Genomic DNA, 19,349 nt, shown 5'->3' with positions numbered 1-19,349 from the left:
TTAAAACAAAAATAACCTGAAAAATGAGAAGGATGATCATTGCCGGGAATTGGAAGATGAACAAGGACATAAAAGAGACATTTGATTTCATTCTGCCGTTAAAAAATAATCTCATCGGTCAAAATTTATCGGTTGAAGTTGTTGTTTGCCCTCCGTTTACATCTCTTTATGTGGTATCTGAATTGCTTAAAGAGACAAGCATAAAGCTTGGGGCACAAAATATGTTTTACGAGGTTGAAGGTGCTTATACTGGTGAGGTGTCTCCAAAGATGTTAAGATCGGTCAGATGTGAATATGTCATACTTGGTCATTCAGAAAGAAGGAGATATTTTTACGAGACGGATGAAATTGTAAATAAAAAAGTGAAGAAGGCGCTTGAATTTGGACTCAAACCGATAATATGTATTGGGGAGACGCTTGAAGAAAGGGAACGGGGGAAAACATTTGAGGTTATTGAAAGGCAGGTTAAGGGGACGCTTTCAGGTTTAAGTGCTGATGAAGTGAAAAGTGTCGTTATAGCTTATGAGCCGGTTTGGGCTATAGGAACAGGTAGAAACGCAACCCCTGAACAGGCACAAGAGGCGCATAAATTCATAAGGGAAGTTGTGTCTGGTTTGTTTGATTCTGATTTAGCTGATAAGTTGACAATTCAGTATGGCGGGAGTGTCACAGCGGAGAATGCTTATTCACTTCTTTCACAGCCAGATGTTGACGGAGCTCTTGTTGGAGGCGCGAGTTTAAAGATTGATTCTTTCCTTAAAATTGTCAAGGCCGGGGAAATGGCTTACCTTGAAAAAAAGGATTAACTTTGCGAAACTGGTTTGATTATCAAAACAGAACAATTTGATCTGCGAATCACTTTTTCAGCGGTGCTTCCAAATAGTAGGTGTTCAACTTTGCTATGTCCGTGAGTTCCAATGACTATTAAATCAACCCTTTGAGAATTTGCAAGGTCAATTATCTCTTTGTCAGGTTTACCAAGTTTAACGATGCCATTTACTTTGAAATTATTTTTCAAAGTGTCAATGGTCTCTTTCATCTTTTCTTCGGATCTCTGAAGCATCTCACTTTCAATTGATGGTATGTTGATTTGCCCCATTGTGAGGTCAGCGATGAACATGACTGGTTCAACCACATTTAGAAGGATTATTTCCGCATTAAATTTTTCAGCTATTGCTTTTGCATATTCAAGCGCTTGAAAAGAGTAATCTGAGAAATCAAGGGGAACTAAAATTTTCTTAATTTCCTTCACGGCTTATCTCACTTTTGGTTTGTTTGTTCAAGGGCTAATTTTAACGCTTCAAGTTCGGTTTTTAATTGTGTTACTTCTTGGTTCGTTCGCCTTAATCTTTCTGCGATTATTTCAGCAAGTTTTAATACTATTTGAATTCCAAGTTTAGGATGTTTTTCAATTATTTCAAAGAGGTCGGGTCTGAAAAAACCGATTATCTCGCTATCAATTCTACATATTGCTGATGCAGAGCGTGGTGATTCGTCAATCAGGGCTATCTCACCGAAGAAGTCACCATCCCTTAAAATTGCAAGGTCTTTTTTATTTCCATCGGGGTCTGTGTATTGAATAAGTACTTCTCCCTGAAGAATTATGTACATCCCCAGCCCAGGGTCACCTTGATAGAATATGTATTCACCTTTTTTGTATTCACGCCTGTGAACTATTGAGGCAAGCAGAGAAATCTCTTTGGGTTTGAGGTGGGAAAACGCAGGGACTTGCTGTAGAATTGATTCAACCGCCTCATCTTTTTTTCTCCTTCCCTTGAAGATATTAGTCCAGAGTATGTCTTTGAGTTCCATTGTTTGAAGTTTTTTATTTTCGTTCCTTGCTTTAAGATAAGAAGGCGTCTTGAAAAAAACAACGGCTTTTATGTTTTAATTTTTTCCCATTTTCCCAACAAAGTGCATTTTTGCCACATTATAGGGGCAATTCAAGGGGGATAATCCGATTAAAATTTAGTGATTTTTTGTTTAAAATTCTGGCACAATGATTGTTGCATTTACTTACAGAATAATTAAAGCTTCAGAGAAGATGAAGGTTTTAATAGTTGACGCAGACGAATCAATGCGAAATTTATTGAGCAAATTCCTCGCTCGCGAAGGGTTTGATGTCTATGTTGCAAGTTCAAAGAAGGAGGCAAATGAAAGTTTTTTGAAAAATAAGTATGATGTCGTCATCGTTGATGAAAACATTTATAATCGGGATCAGTGTGGTATAAAGCACTTCTTAAGCGATGTTATGCCTAACGCTAAGGTGATTTATATAGCGCCGTTTTACGCTTTGAGCGAGGATATTGATTTTGAGGATGAGAGGATTGTGAGGTGCGGGAATAAACTTTTTAGAATTTCTGAACTGAAGAAGTTAATAAGTGAAATAAAAAAATCCACCACTTAAAAGATATCAACCTATGCTCAGGAAGGCATTCAAATCATTTTTATTAATTTTGATTTTGAAAGCACCTTTATTGTCGCAGGATAATTCTCAATGTTTTGCCTGTCATGATGATAAAACGCTTACCATGGAACGAGCAGGTAAGGTGATTTCTCTTTATGTTGATCAAAAGAAGTTTGAGAAGTCCGTTCATTCCTCTTTGAGTTGTATTGATTGTCATTTGGGCTTTAACCCTGATGAAATCCCGCACAAAGAAAAAATTGAATCGGTTGATTGCTCAATTTGTCACGGAAACGAGGTGGTTGAGTTTAATAAAAGTAAGCATGCGAGTGTTGTTGGTTGTTCTTCATGCCATGGAGATGTTCATGGGATTGTAAAGGTTTCACGTTCGGATTTCGTTAGGAGATGTTCAAATTGTCATGTTAAAGAATTTGACGATTTTAAAGCCAGCGTTCATGGTAATGTTAGAAATGGCGCTAATTGCATCAGTTGTCATGGATATCATTCTGTTAAGTTAGCTTCTTCTGATGTTTGTTTACGCTGTCATGCTGACAAGAAGATCGTGCACGAGAAGCAGGAGTTCGTTTTGAAATATAAAGAGAGCATTCACGGGAAGGTCGTACCTTGTTCTGGTTGTCATACGGGGCATAAGGTGTTGAAGGCGAGCGATCCGAATTCAAGTGTTGCAAGGCGAAATATATCTCATACATGTATGAAATGTCACGAGGAAATTTCAAGGAATTATTTTGAGTCCGATCATGGGAAATCATTCGCTAGTGGTTTTGAACAGGCGCCGACTTGCACGGACTGTCACGGTGAGCACGATATATTTAAAGTAACGAGTTCAAAATCAAAGATAAGCCGAGCAAATGAGATAGAAATTTGTTTGAGATGTCACCTTGATAATCCGGATGTCAGGCAGAGGATGACGCACACTTCAAGTTTTATATCTTCTTATGAGAAAAGTGTTCATGGGCGATTGTATCACGCTGGGAATGAAAACGCTGCGGTTTGCAGTGATTGTCACGGTGCTCACGAGATGATGAAGGTAAGTAATCCCGCATCAAAGGTCTTTAAGTTCAATGTTGCTTCAACATGCGGACGCTGTCATGTAAAGGTAGTTGAAGAATTCAGTCAAAGCGTTCACGGTGTTGCCCTAAGCAAGGGTAACGCCGATTCGCCTACATGCACGGATTGTCACGGTGAGCATTTAATTCTTGAACCAACCGATCCACGCTCACCGGTTGCGCCGAGAAATGTCGCACTTCAACTTTGTTCAAAATGTCATGGCTCGGTTAAATTTGAAGAGAAGTACGGGCTCCCGTCAGGTAAATATAAATCGTTTGTTGATAGCTATCATGGTTTAAATGTCCGCCTTGGGAATGTTGAAGCAGCAAATTGTGCAAGCTGTCACGGTGTTCACGATATTTTACCATCTTCTGATCCGAGGTCAAGCATTCACAAGGCAAATCTTGTAAAAACATGTGGCAAGTGTCATCCAGGGGCAAATGAAAACTTTACAAAGGGGAAAATCCATGTAACAGTTACAAGCACAGATGAAAAAATCATCTACTGGATATCAACGATTTACATCGTTTTGATCGTCTCAATCGTTGGGTCAATGTTTATTCACAATGTCCTGGACTGGATAAGGAAAACGATAGATAGGTATAAGCAAAAGCATTCGCATGGGGTTTATCATAGGGACGAACTTGAACGGAAGACGAATTTGTATCTTAGGATGACGCTTGAAGAAAGAGTTCAGCATTTTGCGCTTCTTATCAGTTTCTTCACGCTTGTAATAACTGGTTTCATGCTTGCTTTTCCGGATGCCTGGTGGGTTGTTGGTATAAGAAATATCGGTGGTGAAGGATTTTTTAAATACAGGGGTTTAATACACAGAATTGCTGCGGTTGTCTTAGTTCTTGATTCAATTTATCATCTCTATTACATCATCTTCACGAAAAGAGGCAGGGAGTTTATACGGGACATAATGTTTAGGAAGCAAGATGTTAAAGATATGGTTCAAGTTTTAAAATATAATCTTGGGCTTTCAAAGGAGAAGCCGAAGTTTGGCAGGTTCAATTACATTGAGAAGAGTGAATATTGGGCTTTGATCTGGGGGACGGTTGTTATGACGGTGACAGGTGTGGTTCTTTGGTTTGAGAATCATTTCATGGGTTGGTTTTCAAAAACATTTGTTGATGTTTGCAATACAATTCATTATTTTGAAGCGTGGCTTGCTTTCTTGGCTATAATCGTTTGGCATATCTATTATGTGATTTTCAACCCGGATGTTTATCCTATGAATTTTGCTTGGTTGACTGGTTATTTGACTGAAGAGGAGATGGAGAAAGAGCATCCTTTGGAGCTTGAAAGGATAAAAACTCAAAAAATTAAACAAGAGGTTTAGCTATGAGTTGCGAAAATATGGAAGTTAAAAACATAATCGTTGAAATTTTGAGGACAGCCATTGAGCGAGAGAAGGATTCGTTTGATTATTATTACTCTGCGTCTTTGAAAGCATGCGAGCCTCAGGTTCAAAAGTTTTTGCTTGAGCTTGCTGAGATGGAGAAAGAGCATCGCCGTTTGCTTGAGGAGAAATTGAAAGAGATTGAGGCACAAATTTCAGTTACAGATGGGATCAGGTCAAGTTTTGAGTATTTTGAATAAAAAAATAGGTTGAAATATGGAAACAGGTAAAAAGATATTGCGTTTTTCGCTTTCTTGGAGAATTCAGCATTTTCTTTTGATGGTGAGCGTTATACTTTTGATAATAACTGGTTTTGCTTTGAGGTATCACGATACTTGGCTTGGGAGGTTTTTGATTTTCATTGAGGGTGGTTTTGAAGCGAGGGGAACTATTCATAGGATTTCAGCGATATTGCTTTTTATAACGGGAATTTATCACCTAATTTATATCATTTTCACCTCTGAGGGCAGACATGAGTTCATCGAGTTGTTGCCAAGGAAAAAAGATTTTAAGGATTTCGTTGAAAGTTTTAGATACGACATAGGCAAAAATGAGAGACCACCTATGTATGGCAGGTATTCGTATAAAGAGAAGATTCAATATTGGGCATTTTTTATATTCTTTTTGATAATGACTTTGAGCGGTTTCGTTCTCTGGTTTCACAATTATCTCTTTGGTATTTTCCCGAAATGGTTTTTTGACCTTTCGCAGGCGTTACATAGTGCGACGGCAACTCTTATAATAACATTTCTTGTCCTTTGGCATCTTTACTTAGTTCATCTCTCTCCGGGAAATTTCCCGATGAACTCCTCCTTTTGGCATGGTTATGTTTCTGAGGAATGGCTCAAGGAAAACCATTATCTTGAATATCTTGATATAAAAAATAAGGAAAGTGAAAGATGAGATATGGGCTGATTTTTTTATTTTTCTTCTTTGTGATCGGTCAAGCGAATTCGCAGTTGAAAAATGATAGATGTTTTGTTTGTCATGGTGTTAAAAATTTTGGTGTGATTGAACAGGGGAGATTTAAATCACTTTATGTCTCAAGAGAGGAATTTGAAAGTTCAGTGCACAGTAAGTTTCTCTGTGTTGCTTGCCATGTTGATGTAAGGGTCATACCTCATTTTACCAAGCCCAAGAAAATACATTGCTTGCAATGTCATTTTGAAGGGAATACGGTTGGGGCTCCTGTTACAGCAAAGCCGGAGAAATATAAGGAAAGCGTTCACAGTAGGGCTATAGCCCGTGGTAAAAATGCGCCCGATTGTAAAGATTGCCACACGGTTCATTATGTCAAAAAGCCAGAGGACCCAAGTTCAAGTGTATATAAAACTAAAATACCCGAACTTTGTGGTAGATGCCATCAAACGGTTAGGGATGAGTATTATAGTTCAATTCACTGGGCTGGGATTCAGAGAGGTGTTCTTGAATCGGCGGTTTGCTCTGATTGTCATCGCGAGCATGATATCTTGCCTCCGGAGGACCCGAGATCAAGTTTAAATCCAAAAAATGTCGTTGGAACTTGTGACAAATGTCATTCTGATGTAAAGTTAATGAAAAGGGTTGGTGTTCCTGTTAAAAATCCAGAAGCGTACAAGGAAAGCTTCCATGGTATAGCTTTGAAATTCGGTGTGGTTAGAGCTGCTAATTGTGCCTCTTGTCATGAATATCACGATGTTTTACCATCGCGTGACCCGAAGTCACCAATTCACCCGGCAAATCTCGCAAAGACCTGTGGTAAATGTCATCCGAGGGCAAACGAAAATGTGGCAAAAGGAAAGTTCCATATTCTGCCGGGTGAAAAAGAAGCTGGGATAGTTTATTATGTCTACACATTCTTTAAGTGGTTCACGCTTATCGTTCTTGCTGGGCTGTTCACACATATCGTTCTTGACTTAATTGGGCATTTTAGGAGAAAAAGAAAATCGGTGGAGTAAATGAAGAGGAAAAATTCATTAGAGGAAGCAGAAAAATTGATAAGCGAGGTTGAAAAGACTAAAGATGTTGAACTTGATGAGGAATTTCGCGAGAGGTTGAGAATTGAAATAGCCAAGAAGATTGAAGAGGAAGTTGAGAGGAAGAAGAGGGAAAGTTTGAAAAAGGCAAAAAAGGAAGAGGAGGAATATTTTGTCCGTTTCAGTTTAAACATACGCCTTCAACATTTGACGCTTGCTATTGGTGTGATTTTGTTGATCATAACTGGCTTACCGATCAAGTTTCACGATTCTTGGTGGGCTAATTTATTTTTTGATTTAATAGGTGGGATTCAAGTGTCAAGGTTTATCCATAGGGTTGGGGCTGGGATGTTAATTTTCGTCTCAATTTGGCATACGATTTACATAGCTTTTACGAAAGAGGGTAGAAATGAATTTAAAGAGCTTCTGCCAAGGAAAAAGGATTTCCTTGATTTTTATCAAAACATTAAATATATGCTTGGCAAAACGAACGAGAGACCTAAATATGGTAGGTATTCGTATATTGAAAAGTTTGATTATTGGGCTGTTTATTGGGGTATGGTGATAATGGTTTTGTCTGGGTTGATTTTATGGTTTCATAATTTTTTCCTTGGAATTTTCCCGAAGTTTGTCTTTGACATAGCTAAGGAGGCGCATTCAGACGAGGCTATGCTTGCTACACTTGCTATTGTCATATGGCATTGGTATAATGCTCATTTTAATCCGCATGTATTCCCGTTTAATCCAACGATTTTCACTGGAAAGATTTCAAAAGAGAGGATGATGAGAGAACATCCGCTTGAATATGAGAAGATTATGAAGGAGAAACTTATGAAGGAGGGGAAGGCAGATGAAAAGTAAGCGTCGGATTTTAATTTCATCCGTGTTTTTAGTTTTCGCTGGATATCTATTTTTTCTCTTTCTAAGGGCATCGGATGACCCGGAGTTTTGTGCTTCTTGTCATTTTATGAAACCATATTATGAGAATTGGCTTTCATCAACACATAATCAGGTGAATTGTTCAACTTGCCATTATGGGAGTGGATTTTCCAATTATTTCAAAGGAAAAGTTCGACTTTTTTCTGAGATAGTGAGGTATTATCTTGGCGTTTACAACTATGAGATAAGATCAAAGGTTGATAACGAGTCCTGCCTGAAATGTCATAGTGAAAAAGGGTATGTCGGCAAAGAGGTGAAGTTCTTAAACGGTAGAATAAGCTTCACACATTTGAATCATTTATCGGAGGAAAAAGTCGGTTTCAAGATGCAATGCCAGACATGTCATTCCGAGCTTGTTCAGGGCAGGCATGAGGCGGTTTCTGAAAAAATATGTGTATTGTGTCATTTTATGGGTGGGGAAGTAAAGGAGGCACATCCAGTTTCAGGGTGTGGGAGTTGTCATGGACCGCCTAAGGATGATATAATGATTTGGGGTGTTGCATTTAATCATTCAGAATATATCAAGAATAAAGTTGAATGTGGAACTTGTCACATTCATGTTGTCGTTGGAAGGGGTGATGTTAGGTTAGAGAGATGCTCATCTTGTCATATAGGTGTGGCAGGGATGACGCTTGGATCAAAGGATATGCATAAGGTTCATGTCAGCGCAGAGAGGATAAACTGTTTTAAATGTCACAATGAGATAAAGCACGGCAAGATTGAGGTTTTTGAAGTTTTTTCCCCAGTTTGTCAGGAATGCCACGGTAACAGGCATTCCATTCAAGAAAAAATCTACGCTGGAAGTGCTGGAAGAGGCGTTCCAATTTTGCCCGATCCAATGTTTCTCTCCGGGGTATCGTGTAGAGGTTGTCATGAGGTTAAACTTGTTAAAACACACGCCGAGACATTATTTGAACTTCCGAAATTTAATCCGATGTCGTGTGTGAATTGTCATGGAAAAGGTTATGATAAACTTGTAACACAGTGGCAGAAAATTATTAGAGAGAGGATAAGTAAAATTGAGAAGGAAGTTGAGATCGCCGGTCTTTTAAAAAAGGTTGGTATGATTGAGTTCAACAATGAAAATGTGAATGCGAATCTTGAGATAGTGAAAAGGGATGGCAGTTTCGGTGTGCATAACATAAAATATGTCAATGTCTTGCTTGATGAAATTGAAAAGGAGATAAAGGCATCGCGCAGCAAGCCATCGGTTGAGTTCGTTTTCAAGAATAATTCAAGGTGTCTTGATTGTCACTTCGGTATTGAAAATTTAAATAACTTATACAGGTCAAGGGAGTTTCCGCATGGCGTTCATCTTTTTAAGTTAAATTGTGTTGACTGTCATATAGGTGGTGAACCGCTAAAACCTTCTCATGGAAAAGTTCTTGACTTTGTCAAAGATTGTAATTCTTGCCATCACAGGGATTTAAGAGCTGATGTTAAATGTGAAAGTTGTCACGATAAGCAAGCGAAATTTTATCGTGGTAAGTTTTTAAGCTCGGAGGAGGATTTCATGGCTCAAGCGGACATTTCCTGTCAGGATTGCCATTTATCCAACAGTGATAAGCCGATAAGAGCAGGTATTGAGATTTGCGGTTCTTGCCACGAGCAAAGCTACATTGATGATTTTGCCGGAAAGAGAGAGGATTTAAGGAAGACAATTGAGAGATGGGATTCTTCACTTGCAGATTTGATCCGATTTTTAAAAATTAATAGTGATAAAGGTAATATTGGAGAGTTTGTCAGATTGAGAAGCGAGATTGAAGAATTTTTGAGAGAGGGTTCATTTGGAGCGCATAACTTACAGTATATTGACGATTTGAGACAAAGGATTGAAAAGTTTATGAGAGGTTTTAATTTTGTTGAAAACGGGAATAAGAATTAAATGGAACATGGAAAGTTGAAAAAGGCGCTTTTAAAAATAAGCATTGCGGTCATAGCTTTTTTGTTTGTGATTGCACTTTCAGCGGAGTTCACATCCCGTCCTTCTTTTTGTCCAATATGTCATTATATGGAGCCGTTTTACGAGAGTTGGAAGACATCAACACATAATGATGTAACTTGTGTTAAGTGTCATTTTCCGCCGGGGTTTGCTGGCACTGTTAGAGGTAAAGTTGAGGGTCTTGTCCAAGTTGTGAATTATTTTGCCCGTTCATATACGAAGAGGAAACCTTGGGCTGAGATATCTGATGAGTCATGTTTGCAAAGTGGTTGTCATGAGACGCGACTTTTAAAGGGCAAAGTTATATTCAAAGGTGTCGTCTTTGACCATGCTCCGCATCTTGAAGAGATGAGGCGAGGCAAAAAATTAAGATGCACGAGTTGTCACTCCCAGATAGTTCAAGGGGAGCATATAACTGTTACCGAGACGACTTGTTTTTTGTGCCATTTCAAGCGAGATGGGGATATTGAATTCGCTATTTATAGAAAACTTTCAAATTGTCAAACTTGTCATCATTGGGAGTCAATACCAAAGGAGGAAATGGTGAAATACAGATTTGATCACAGCGAGATCGTAAAGCGTGGGATAGAATGCACGCGTTGTCATGTTAACACGATTATTGGTGATGGATTCGTCCCGCGTGAGAATTGTTATGCTTGTCATTTTGACCATGCGAGATTGAGCCAATATGGAAATACAGATCTTTTGCATAGAGTTCACATCTCTGAACATAAGATAGAGTGCATACAATGTCATCTCACGATTCAGCATAAAATTCAGAGATTGAGCCCGGGTGAGGAGCTTGAATGCACAACTTGTCACACTGGTGAACATAAAAACCAAGTTTTATTATTCACTGGAAAAGATATAAATGGTTTAAAGGGACATCCAAATCCCATGTTTGAGGCGGGATTGAATTGTGCAAGTTGTCATATCTTTCACGAGGAGTTGGTTGGGGAAGCAAAAGTTAAAATAGCGCGTCCGCAATCCTGTGAGACATGCCATGGTAAAGGTTATGCTAAATTGCTGAAATTATGGGAGGAAACTGCGGATAAGAAGATTTCCCAGCTGAAAAGTTCAATTCAAGAGGTTGATTCGCTTACCGATGTCAAGGAAGCGAAAATTTATATTCAAAAGGCGAAAGACGCGGTTGCAGTCGTTGAAGCTGGGAAAGCGGTTCATAATATAACCTATTCCGATCAAATAATTTCAAAGGCATATGAATATCTTTCTAAGGCGGTGAAAGTCGCTGGTTTAAATTATCAAGTGCCGAGCGTTTTAGTTGGGTCTCGTGTTCCAGGCGAGTGCGCCAATTGTCACACCGGGATTGAAAATATATCAAGAGCAATCTACGGGACAGTTTTTCAGCATTCAAAGCATGTTCAAGAGAAAGGTTTGAGATGTAATGTGTGCCATTCAAATGCAAGGAGACATGGTGAATTAATCGTGTCAAAGGATAATTGTAATTCTTGCCATCATCAAAATCAAACGGTTGAGGGCTGTAAGGCGTGCCATAAAATTTCAGATGAAATTTATTCTGGAAGTTATTTGGGGAAAAAGATGCCAGATGTTATGAGAGAAGCTGGGGTTGAATGTGTGGATTGCCATGTGGTTAACAATAAAGTTATGCGTCCGAGCGAAAAAGTTTGCTTAAACTGTCACGATGCTGGCTATGATGCAATGGCGGTTGAGTGGAAAAATGAGGTGAGAAAATTGATAATTGAGATCAAAGATTTAAGTTTAAAAAGCCCAAGGAAAGATAAGGATGAGCTTAAGCGTATGGTTGAGGAAATAGAAAGATGGAGTGCTTCTGGGCTCCATAATTATTCACTTGTCGTTGATGTTTTGAACGAGATAAAAAGGGAACTAATCTCTAGCACAGCAAGCAACTGAGGTTTGAAATCAACTTGACAATTTGCTTTATTTCGGTTAAATTAAAGTTGTAAAATTAAAAAATATCGGAGGAAAAGATGAAAGGCTTATTAGCTGTCTCTTTCCTTTTAATTCCCATCTATTTGACCTATCTATTCTCTCAAGAATCTCCAAAGTTCAAGTATGTTGGTGTAGCGGTTTGCGCACCATGTCATAAGGGTGAGAAGAAAGGTAAGATGTTTGAGATTTGGCAATCAAGTAAACATGCAAAGGCGTATGAAACGCTCAAGACTGAAGAAGCTAAAAAGATAGCTGAAGCGAAGGGAATTAAAGTCCCACCGTATGAAGCGCCAGAGTGCTTGAAATGTCATGTGACTGGATTTGGGGCTCCAAAAGAGGCGTTCCTTGAAAGGTTCAAGATTGAAGATGGTGTTCAATGTGAGGCTTGCCATGGTCCTGGGTCTGAGTATAAGGCATTGAAAATCATGCAAAACCGTGAAGAGGCTATCAAGAACGGGCTTGTACTTGTGCTTGTCGCTGATGGTAGCGCCGAGAAGCTTTGCAAGACATGTCATAATGAAGAAAGTCCCACATTTAAGGGCTTTGACTTTAAGAAAATGTGGGCTGAGATAGCTCATCCTTTGCCGAAGGAAAAGTAACTTTTGATTAAGGGGCGCATCTATAAAAAAGATGTGCCCCTTTTCGTTTCTGATTAAAATGAAGAAAGGAGTGGAAATGGAACCTGGTTTAAGAAAATCAAGGCGTGACTTTTTGAACTATCTCCTTGGCTTTGGTTTTATCGGTTGGCTTATATCTGTTCTTTATCCCGTCATCAAATATATCATCCCTCCAAAACTTCCCGAGGCAAAAATAAAAAGTGTAAAACTTGGCAAGGTTGATGACTTTAAGCCGGGGACGGGAACTATATTTAAATTTGGCAACAAACCCGGGCTTTTGCTTCGGCTTGAAAATGGCGAGTTTAGGGCTTTCTCAGCTGTTTGTACACACCTTGATTGTACTGTCCAATATCGGGAAGACATGAAAGCAATCTGGTGCGCATGTCATAACGGAAAGTATGACCTAAATGGAAGAAATATATCAGGACCTCCACCGAGACCACTTGAGCAGTTCCGAGTCATTATTAGAGGCGATGAAATCTATGTAACAAAGGAGGCGTGAGGAGATGGCAAAATTGGGTGAAAAATTATTTAATTGGTTTGATGAAAGATATAATATCCGTGGTTTTATTGAGTTTATGTCTCACAAGTCAGTTCCTCAACACAGGCATTCAATTTGGTATTATTTCGGCGGGGTCAGCTTATTTCTTTTTATAATCCAGGTTTTAACGGGCATCCTTCTTTTGCTTTATTATCGTGTCGGTGAAGATAGCTCTTATGAGAGCGTTCAATTTATAGTTTCAAAAGTTAAATTTGGCTGGTTAATTCGTTCAATTCACAGTTGGTCTGCTAATTTGATGATATTGGCTGTTTTCATACATATGTTTAGCGTCTATTTCACAAAGGCGTACAGAAAACCAAGGGAATTGACTTGGGTTACCGGGTTTTTACTTTTAGTTCTTGCTTTGACTTTCGGTTTTAGTGGATATCTTTTGCCATGGAATGAGCTTGCGTTTTTTGCGACAAAAGTTGGAACGGACATTATCGGTTCAATACCTTGGATAGGGAAAGATCTGTTAAAAATTATCCGCGGTGGTGAGGATGTAACTGGGGCAACGCTTGCGAGATTTTTTGGCTTGCATGTTGCAATCCTTCCGGGGATCTTTACAGTTATACTTTTCTTTCATCTTTTGTTTATACAAATTCAAGGGATGAGCGAGCCCCCCGAGTGGGAGAAGTTACCGCCCGAGAGGAGAAAATACATACCGTTTTTCCCAAACTTTTTACTCCGCGATCTTTTGCTGTGGCTCATAATTTTGAATATACTTGCAGTCCTTGCTGTATTTTTCCCATGGGAACTCGGTAAAAAAGCCGATCCATTTGCCCCAGCCCCAGCTGGTATAAAACCAGAATGGTATTTTCTGTTTATGTATCAAACTTTAAAGCTTTTGCCCCCAAAGGTCCTTTTTCTTGAAGGCGAATTTTTCGGAGTCCTGATGTTTACGGTGGCTGGAATACTTTGGCTTCTTGTCCCATTTTGGGATGTTAAAACGAAAAATGGATACAGAAATAGATTGATAAATTTGATCGGTTTGTTCGTTTTGATTTACATGTTGACTATGACAATACTTGGTTATGTGTTAAGTTAAAATAAAAAATTTTGATATAATGGTGCGTAAAATTTTCCTTTCTTTATTCTTTTTGAGTCTGATTTCTTTCGCTCAAAATAAGGATGGCTGTTATAATTGTCATAAAGATGTTGTCGGCGATAAACCAACAGCTCTTTATTCCGAAGATGTTCATTTCAAATTGGGCATCTCTTGCGCCGACTGTCACGGCGGTGACAGAACAAGCGATGATATGGATGTGGCTATGAGCAAAGAAAGGGGATTCATAGGTGTCCCCAAAGGAGATAAGATAATTGATGTCTGTTTGAGATGTCATTCTAATGAAGAAACGATGAAAAAATTTAATTCAAAGGTTGATGTTTCCCAATTCAAACTTTTCAAGGCGAGCGTTCACGGCAAGAGTGAAATTGCAACTTGTGTAACTTGTCATGGCATACACGAGATAAAAAGAGCTTCTGATCCAAGGTCGCCTGTATATCCGACGAGAGAGATCAGATTATGTTCAAAGTGTCATAGCGATGCAAATTATATGAAAAGGTTTAACCCTGGGCTACCGACTGATCAATTTGAAAAGTATAAGACGAGCGTTCATGGGCAGAGAATTTTGCGTGGTGATATAAAGGTTGCAACCTGTTCGGATTGTCATTCCGCACATGACATTTTCCCTGCTAATGATCCGCGCTCAACGGTCTTTGCTTCAAATTTACCAACAACTTGCGCAAGATGTCATAGCGACGCCAGCTATATGCGCGGTTATAAAATTCCAACGGATCAGTATGAAAAATATGTCAAAAGCGTTCACGGTAGGGCTTTGCTTGAGAAGGGGGATTTATCAGCTCCTGCTTGTAATGATTGCCATGGAAATCACGGTGCTATTCCCCCTGGTGTTAAGTCAATTTCCCATGTTTGTGGTACTTGCCACGCTTTAAATGCCGAGATGTTTTCAAGGAGTCCCCACGCTCCTGTCTTTGAAGCTAAGAAAATACCGCAGTGTGAGGTTTGCCACGGGTATCATCTAATTGAAAAACCGACGGATGAAATGCTTGGAACAAATACAAAAGCGACTTGTATAAAGTGTCATAAAGAAGGGGATAAGGGCTTTGAAGTCGCAAGGCAAATGCGCGAGATGATTGATACCCTTGTTGTCAAAATTAATAAAGCGAAGGAGATACTATATGAAGCTGAAACCAAAGGAATGGATGTCTCTGACGCAAGATATCAAATGAATGATGTCCCCCAAATTTTGATCAAAGCAAGGACGGTAATTCATACAGCAAACCTTGATGAATTTAAAGAGACGATAAATCCCGGATATGAGATAATAAGTGAAGTTACAAGAGCGGGGCTTGAGGCAATAGATGAATATTACTTTAGGCGATGGGGACTCGGTGCTTCAACTTTGATAATAACTATCCTTGTGATTGCACTCTACCTTAAAATTAAACAAATTGAAAGACGAAAATGAGAATTTTAATTTTATTAGTTTTGCCAGCATTTTTATTTGCCCAAAATCTAAACCTGCGCTTGACAACATCTGCGTACATGTGGCAAAGACAAGAAACCCAAACAATATCAACAAATCATCTTCGGGCTTATCAATTTGCGCAGTTATCTTTAAGTCAGGGAAATTTATCTTTTCATGCCTTTGCTAATCTCTCAAATGATTTTCGCCAGAAGCAATCGGGTGACCCGCGCGTTAGATTTTACAATTTCTATATCAACTGGAGAAATCTCTTTAATAGATTTAATTTGAAAATCGGAAGGTTTGCGGTTTTTTCTGGCGTTGGTGTTGGAACGATTGATGGTGCTTTCATAAATACGAAAATCTTGAAGTCTCTTTCAGCGAATGTTTATGGTGGTTTTCTCCCACCCGTCGGTCAGAAATTTAGTATCACAGATGACACAAGGAATAATTTTATGTTCGGCGGTCAATTGAAGTTTTCAAGCGGTGATTTAAACACTTCGTTAAGCTATTTTAACCAACATAGAAAACCAAAGCCGTATTCAGCGCTACGAGCTGACAGCTTGGGTGATGTCTTTGCTCAGGAGATTAACACAGTCTCTTCACAGTATCAAATCATCAGCGCTGATGTTGGGTATGATTTTTCCATTTTTGAATTTTATTCACGGGCGGATTATGATTTGAATAAGTCAAAATTTTCAAGAGGGGAGGTGTCACTTGGAGTTAATTTGACAAATCGCTTGAAGTTGAACGCTGGTTATGATTATCGCGACCCGCGGATCCCCGTGAATTCAATTTTTTCCGTTTTCAATTATGGCGTCACGAAAGAAATTGAAGTGGGCGTAAATTATAAAATTTCATCACTTTTCAGACTTACCGTTGGATTTTCAAATGTGAATTATGTTGATGAGAAATCGCAAAGGATAGTTTTTGGTTTTGATGCTGGATATGGTTCTGTTAATTTTGCAAAAAGGATTGGGTATGCTGGCGAACTTGATGGGTTCTCGGCTCAACTTTACTATCCGATGTTTGGAGATAGGTTGATACCAAATGTGAGCTTAAGCTACGCCTCATATAAACTTTCAGATGTCACAGAAAGGGAAAAATCCATCGCTTTATCGCTCGGTGTGAATTATAAACTTAACAGGGCGTTTTCATTTGACATCCAAGGTCAATATCTGCGGAACAGAATTTACAGCTCTGATTTCCGTTTCTTCTTCAAGTTAAATTACTGGCTTTTCACAAACATTGGTTTTATCAAATGAAAAATTAACATTCGGAAGTTGCGATGAAATCAAATTTTAAAATTTTTGCTCTGTATTTCTTCACCATTTTACTTGTTCCAGCTTCATTTGTGTTTGTCGCTTTTTCAAACTCTGACAAATCCGACAAGGCGGAATTTTATGGTGACAATGTTAAGCAATGGATGAACATTAAATTTTCACATCAATTTCACGCTGAAAATGTTGGTGCCGAGTGCACCGATTGTCACGCTGAGGCACTGAAAAGTGAAAACGCCTCCGATTTTCTTTTACCTGATATGAGCACATGCTATAATTGTCACGATGAGAAATCAACACCATGTGAGTATTGTCATAAAGACATTGAACTATTAGTCCCTTACGAAGCCCCGGTGCGGAAAATTATCTTTTCGCATAAATTTCACATTGAGAATCAAAAGATGAATTGTCTTGACTGTCACGCTGGCTCAGATAAAGTTGACTATGCAACGCCGGAACATTTGCCAAGCATGGAGAGTTGTTTTGCCTGTCATAACAATAGAATCGCTACGAATGAATGTGAGGCGTGCCATAAAGAAATGGTTTCAATCTTGCCGTCAAGCCATAAGGTAGCCGATTTTAAAACCGAGCATAAAAAGCTTGTCCGCGCCGGTGGGGCTGAAAATAGTTGCATCACTTGTCATTCAGATGATTTCTGTCAACAGTGTCACGATGGGGCAAATCTTTTGCGAGTTGGAAGTGATTTTTATTCTCCCTTCACCCCACAAAGCTCAGGGAAGCAACAGCTTGTTTTACAAAGAGTCCATGACCTAAATTACCGCTACACTCACGGAATTGACGCAAAGGCAAAGTCAAATGATTGCTATGTTTGCCACGATAGGCAAACGTTCTGTTCTGGTTGTCATGTTCCAAATGGCGCAACCACAAGTTCTGTTAAACCGGAATGGCATAAGGGAAATGATTTCGTTACAATTGGAGTTGGAACGGGTGGCGGAAGGCATGCAAAACTTGCAAAAAGGGACATTGAAATGTGTATGAGCTGTCACGATACAGAGGGAGCTGACCCAACTTGTGTTCTCTGCCATGTTGATAGAAACCCTGGACTTGGGAACGACCCGAAGACGCATCCGAAAAATTATATGAAAGATGTTGAAGGTGATTGGCACACAAACGATGGTTCGGTTTGCTTTACTTGCCACATTAATACTAGAAAAGCTGGTATTGGTTTCTGTGGATATTGTCATGGGCAAGAAAAGTAAAAATTAAATTTTCAAAAACGAAAATGAAATCAAAAATTTTGTTCTTGATTTTTTCACTTTCATTGCTTTTCTTTTCTTGCAGTGAGTTAAAAGAGGATGTTTTAACACCTCAACCAAAAGTTAAATTAACCTACAAAGACGATATAAAACCAATTTTTGATAACAATTGCATCGGCTGTCATAACCAAAATTCAGATTTTGACCTTTCAACTTATTTCGGCATAATACAAAGTGGTGTTGCTTTTCCGGGGGACCAAAACAGCAAAATAGTTCGCGTCACTCAGCCCGGTGGAAGTATGCGAAAATATCTTGGTGCTGATTCCTCAATCAAAGCTGACAAGATAAAAAAATGGGTTGTTGAAGATAGCCTTTTGCTTGGTGATATAAGAATTCATCCTTCAGATTGGGTTGACATTAAAAGTGAAAATTCACATGGTAAGTTTTTAAGAAGAACAAGTTATGACTTTGATCAGTGCAAACAATGTCACGGAAAAGATTATACAGGTGGTGTGAGCAGGTCTTCTTGTTATACCTGTCATAATAGCGTTGGTGGTCCAGAGGCGTGCAATACTTGTCACGGAAGTGTTGCAAATCCAGCCCCGCCGAGAGATTTGAACAATAACTTCTCAACAACTTCTCGTGGTGTCGGGGCTCATCAATCTCATCTCATTGAAGGTAAAGTCAGCGTTGGTTTTGACTGTGCTGAGTGTCATATAAAACCGACCGCTCTTAAATCCCCAGGTCATATTGATTCAACCCCAGGAGCAGAAGTCATCTTTCAAGATAGCTCACTTGCAAGACATAAATCTGCTGGTTTTAACATAGGTGAATATATAGTGCCGAGCCCGATTTACGATTCAGGCAATTTAACCTGTTCAAATACATATTGTCACGGTTATTTCAGAAACGGGAACATGAACAATGCTCCTAAATGGAATGTCGTTGATGGAAGTCAAGCCGAGTGCGGAAGTTGTCACGGGCTACCACCTGGCGGAACTCATCCGAAGGTATCGGCTACATCTTGCGGGACGAGCTGTCACAATGATGTGGTTGAAATTTCAAATGGTGGTTTACGCATCAAGGATAAAACAAAGCATATAAATGGAAAGTTGAGCTTGTTCGGCAATGAAGTTGACTTTTCGGTTAGTGGGTTAAGTAAAGCTGTGTCAAGGTGAATTTTTATTTAATCAGTAGCATTTTTTGAATTTCTTTTTGTCTATCTACGGTCAGTTCGGCGAAGTAAACTCCGCTTGATAGGTCGCTTGCGTTGAATTCAATTTTATAAGTTCCTGGTTTTTTGTTTGAACTTACCAGAGTCGTTATAATCCGTCCTTCAATGTTGTAAATTTTAAGAGAAATATGCTTCCTTGTAAATTGAGAACTCAATTGTTGTTTTTAGATTAAACGGGTTCGGATAATTTTGACGAAATTCAAAAAGTTTTGGCACTGAGGTAACATACGAAAGATTGCGATATCCAATCCAGGTTCTGCCCGAATCAATTGAAAACGCATACGCAAACCCTCCCATATCTAATCCAACCAAATGGAATTTACCTG

Annotated in this window: 19 protein-coding genes and 1 pseudogene; 16 read left to right on the top strand and 4 right to left on the bottom strand. The window is 39.1% G+C overall.

Going from position 1 to position 19,349, the window contains the following annotated elements; all coding sequences use genetic code 11:
* The first annotated feature begins 23 nt into the window (after positions 1-23).
* Positions 24-806 carry a triose-phosphate isomerase gene (gene tpiA, locus FKZ43_RS08625; RefSeq protein ID WP_140945484.1) on the top strand — a complete coding sequence of 261 codons (783 nt, stop codon included), beginning with the start codon at positions 24-26 and terminating at the stop codon, positions 804-806.
* On the opposite strand, the gene FKZ43_RS08620 is transcribed toward tpiA, so the two are convergent.
* Both FKZ43_RS08620 and FKZ43_RS08615 read right to left on the bottom strand, forming a co-directional pair.
* Entirely contained in the window at positions 803-1,252 is a 450-nt protein-coding gene (locus tag FKZ43_RS08620; RefSeq protein ID WP_140945483.1) for a universal stress protein, read from the bottom strand. The genes tpiA and FKZ43_RS08620 overlap by 4 nt on opposite strands.
* Positions 1,253-1,260: 8 nt before the next feature.
* Positions 1,261-1,812, bottom strand: coding sequence for a Crp/Fnr family transcriptional regulator (locus FKZ43_RS08615; protein ID WP_140945482.1), 552 nt, complete (start codon positions 1,810-1,812; stop codon positions 1,261-1,263).
* Between the two features lie 187 nt (positions 1,813-1,999).
* Here FKZ43_RS08615 and FKZ43_RS08610 point away from each other — a divergent pair, with 187 nt between their 5' ends.
* From FKZ43_RS08610 to FKZ43_RS08540, 15 genes are all read left to right on the top strand, one after another.
* Positions 2,000-2,407 (top strand): response regulator, encoded by a 408-nt coding sequence (locus tag FKZ43_RS08610; RefSeq protein ID WP_140945481.1) that lies wholly within the window; start codon positions 2,000-2,002, stop codon positions 2,405-2,407.
* Positions 2,408-2,420: 13 nt separating this feature from the next.
* Positions 2,421-4,817, top strand: a complete 2,397-nt coding sequence (locus FKZ43_RS08605) for a cytochrome b/b6 domain-containing protein (RefSeq protein ID WP_140945480.1) — start codon at positions 2,421-2,423, stop codon at positions 4,815-4,817.
* Between the two features lie 2 nt (positions 4,818-4,819).
* Positions 4,820-5,077: a ferritin family protein gene (locus FKZ43_RS08600; RefSeq protein WP_140945479.1), complete on the top strand. Its 258-nt coding sequence runs from the start codon at positions 4,820-4,822 to the stop codon at positions 5,075-5,077.
* Positions 5,078-5,093: 16 nt separating this feature from the next.
* Entirely contained in the window at positions 5,094-5,780 is a 687-nt protein-coding gene (locus FKZ43_RS08595; protein ID WP_140945478.1) for a formate dehydrogenase subunit gamma, read from the top strand.
* Positions 5,777-6,814, top strand: coding sequence for a cytochrome c3 family protein (locus FKZ43_RS08590; protein WP_140945477.1), 1,038 nt, complete (start codon positions 5,777-5,779; stop codon positions 6,812-6,814). The genes FKZ43_RS08595 and FKZ43_RS08590 overlap by 4 nt, the downstream gene beginning before the upstream one ends.
* Positions 6,815-7,693, top strand: a complete 879-nt coding sequence (locus FKZ43_RS08585; protein WP_140945476.1) for a formate dehydrogenase subunit gamma — start codon at positions 6,815-6,817, stop codon at positions 7,691-7,693.
* Complete coding sequence (locus tag FKZ43_RS08580; protein ID WP_140945475.1) at positions 7,683-9,656, top strand: cytochrome c3 family protein; 1,974 nt, start codon at positions 7,683-7,685, stop codon at positions 9,654-9,656. The genes FKZ43_RS08585 and FKZ43_RS08580 overlap by 11 nt, the downstream gene beginning before the upstream one ends.
* Positions 9,657-11,606: a cytochrome c3 family protein gene (locus FKZ43_RS08575; RefSeq protein WP_140945474.1), complete on the top strand. Its 1,950-nt coding sequence runs from the start codon at positions 9,657-9,659 to the stop codon at positions 11,604-11,606.
* 77 nt (positions 11,607-11,683) lie between these two features.
* Positions 11,684-12,244, top strand: coding sequence for a cytochrome c family protein (locus FKZ43_RS08570; protein ID WP_140945473.1), 561 nt, complete (start codon positions 11,684-11,686; stop codon positions 12,242-12,244).
* A 58-nt stretch (positions 12,245-12,302) separates the two neighbouring features.
* Positions 12,303-12,764: a QcrA and Rieske domain-containing protein gene (locus tag FKZ43_RS08565; protein ID WP_235894727.1), complete on the top strand. Its 462-nt coding sequence runs from the start codon at positions 12,303-12,305 to the stop codon at positions 12,762-12,764.
* Positions 12,765-12,768: 4 nt separating this feature from the next.
* Complete coding sequence (locus FKZ43_RS08560; RefSeq protein WP_235894726.1) at positions 12,769-13,851, top strand: cytochrome b; 1,083 nt, start codon at positions 12,769-12,771, stop codon at positions 13,849-13,851.
* 22 nt (positions 13,852-13,873) lie between these two features.
* Positions 13,874-15,295: a cytochrome c3 family protein gene (locus FKZ43_RS08555; RefSeq protein ID WP_219916516.1), complete on the top strand. Its 1,422-nt coding sequence runs from the start codon at positions 13,874-13,876 to the stop codon at positions 15,293-15,295.
* The gene (locus tag FKZ43_RS08550) at positions 15,292-16,557 is read left to right on the top strand and encodes a hypothetical protein (RefSeq protein WP_140945471.1); all 1,266 of its coding nucleotides are present in this window, start codon (positions 15,292-15,294) and stop codon (positions 16,555-16,557) included. The genes FKZ43_RS08555 and FKZ43_RS08550 overlap by 4 nt, the downstream gene beginning before the upstream one ends.
* 23 nt (positions 16,558-16,580) lie before the next feature.
* Positions 16,581-17,792 carry a cytochrome c3 family protein gene (locus FKZ43_RS08545; RefSeq protein ID WP_140945470.1) on the top strand — a complete coding sequence of 404 codons (1,212 nt, stop codon included), beginning with the start codon at positions 16,581-16,583 and terminating at the stop codon, positions 17,790-17,792.
* A 23-nt stretch (positions 17,793-17,815) separates the two neighbouring features.
* On the top strand, positions 17,816-18,967 hold the full coding sequence (locus tag FKZ43_RS08540; RefSeq protein WP_140945469.1) for a CxxxxCH/CxxCH domain c-type cytochrome: 1,152 nt from the start codon (positions 17,816-17,818) through the stop codon (positions 18,965-18,967).
* Between the two features lie 4 nt (positions 18,968-18,971).
* Here the strand turns inward: FKZ43_RS08540 and FKZ43_RS11715 are convergent, their stop codons facing one another.
* Positions 18,972-19,178, bottom strand: coding sequence for a T9SS type A sorting domain-containing protein (locus FKZ43_RS11715; RefSeq protein ID WP_140945468.1), 207 nt, complete (start codon positions 19,176-19,178; stop codon positions 18,972-18,974).
* Positions 19,141-19,349 (bottom strand): annotated as a pseudogene (locus FKZ43_RS08530) (hypothetical protein); the annotation flags it as partial. The pseudogene FKZ43_RS08530 and the gene FKZ43_RS11715, both read right to left, overlap by 38 nt.

This window comes from Candidatus Thermokryptus mobilis (assembly GCF_900070205.1).
Taxonomy (GTDB): Bacteria; Bacteroidota; Ignavibacteria; order Kryptoniales; family Kryptoniaceae; genus Kryptonium; species Kryptonium mobile.
This window is presented reverse-complemented; position numbering and strand designations above follow the sequence as displayed.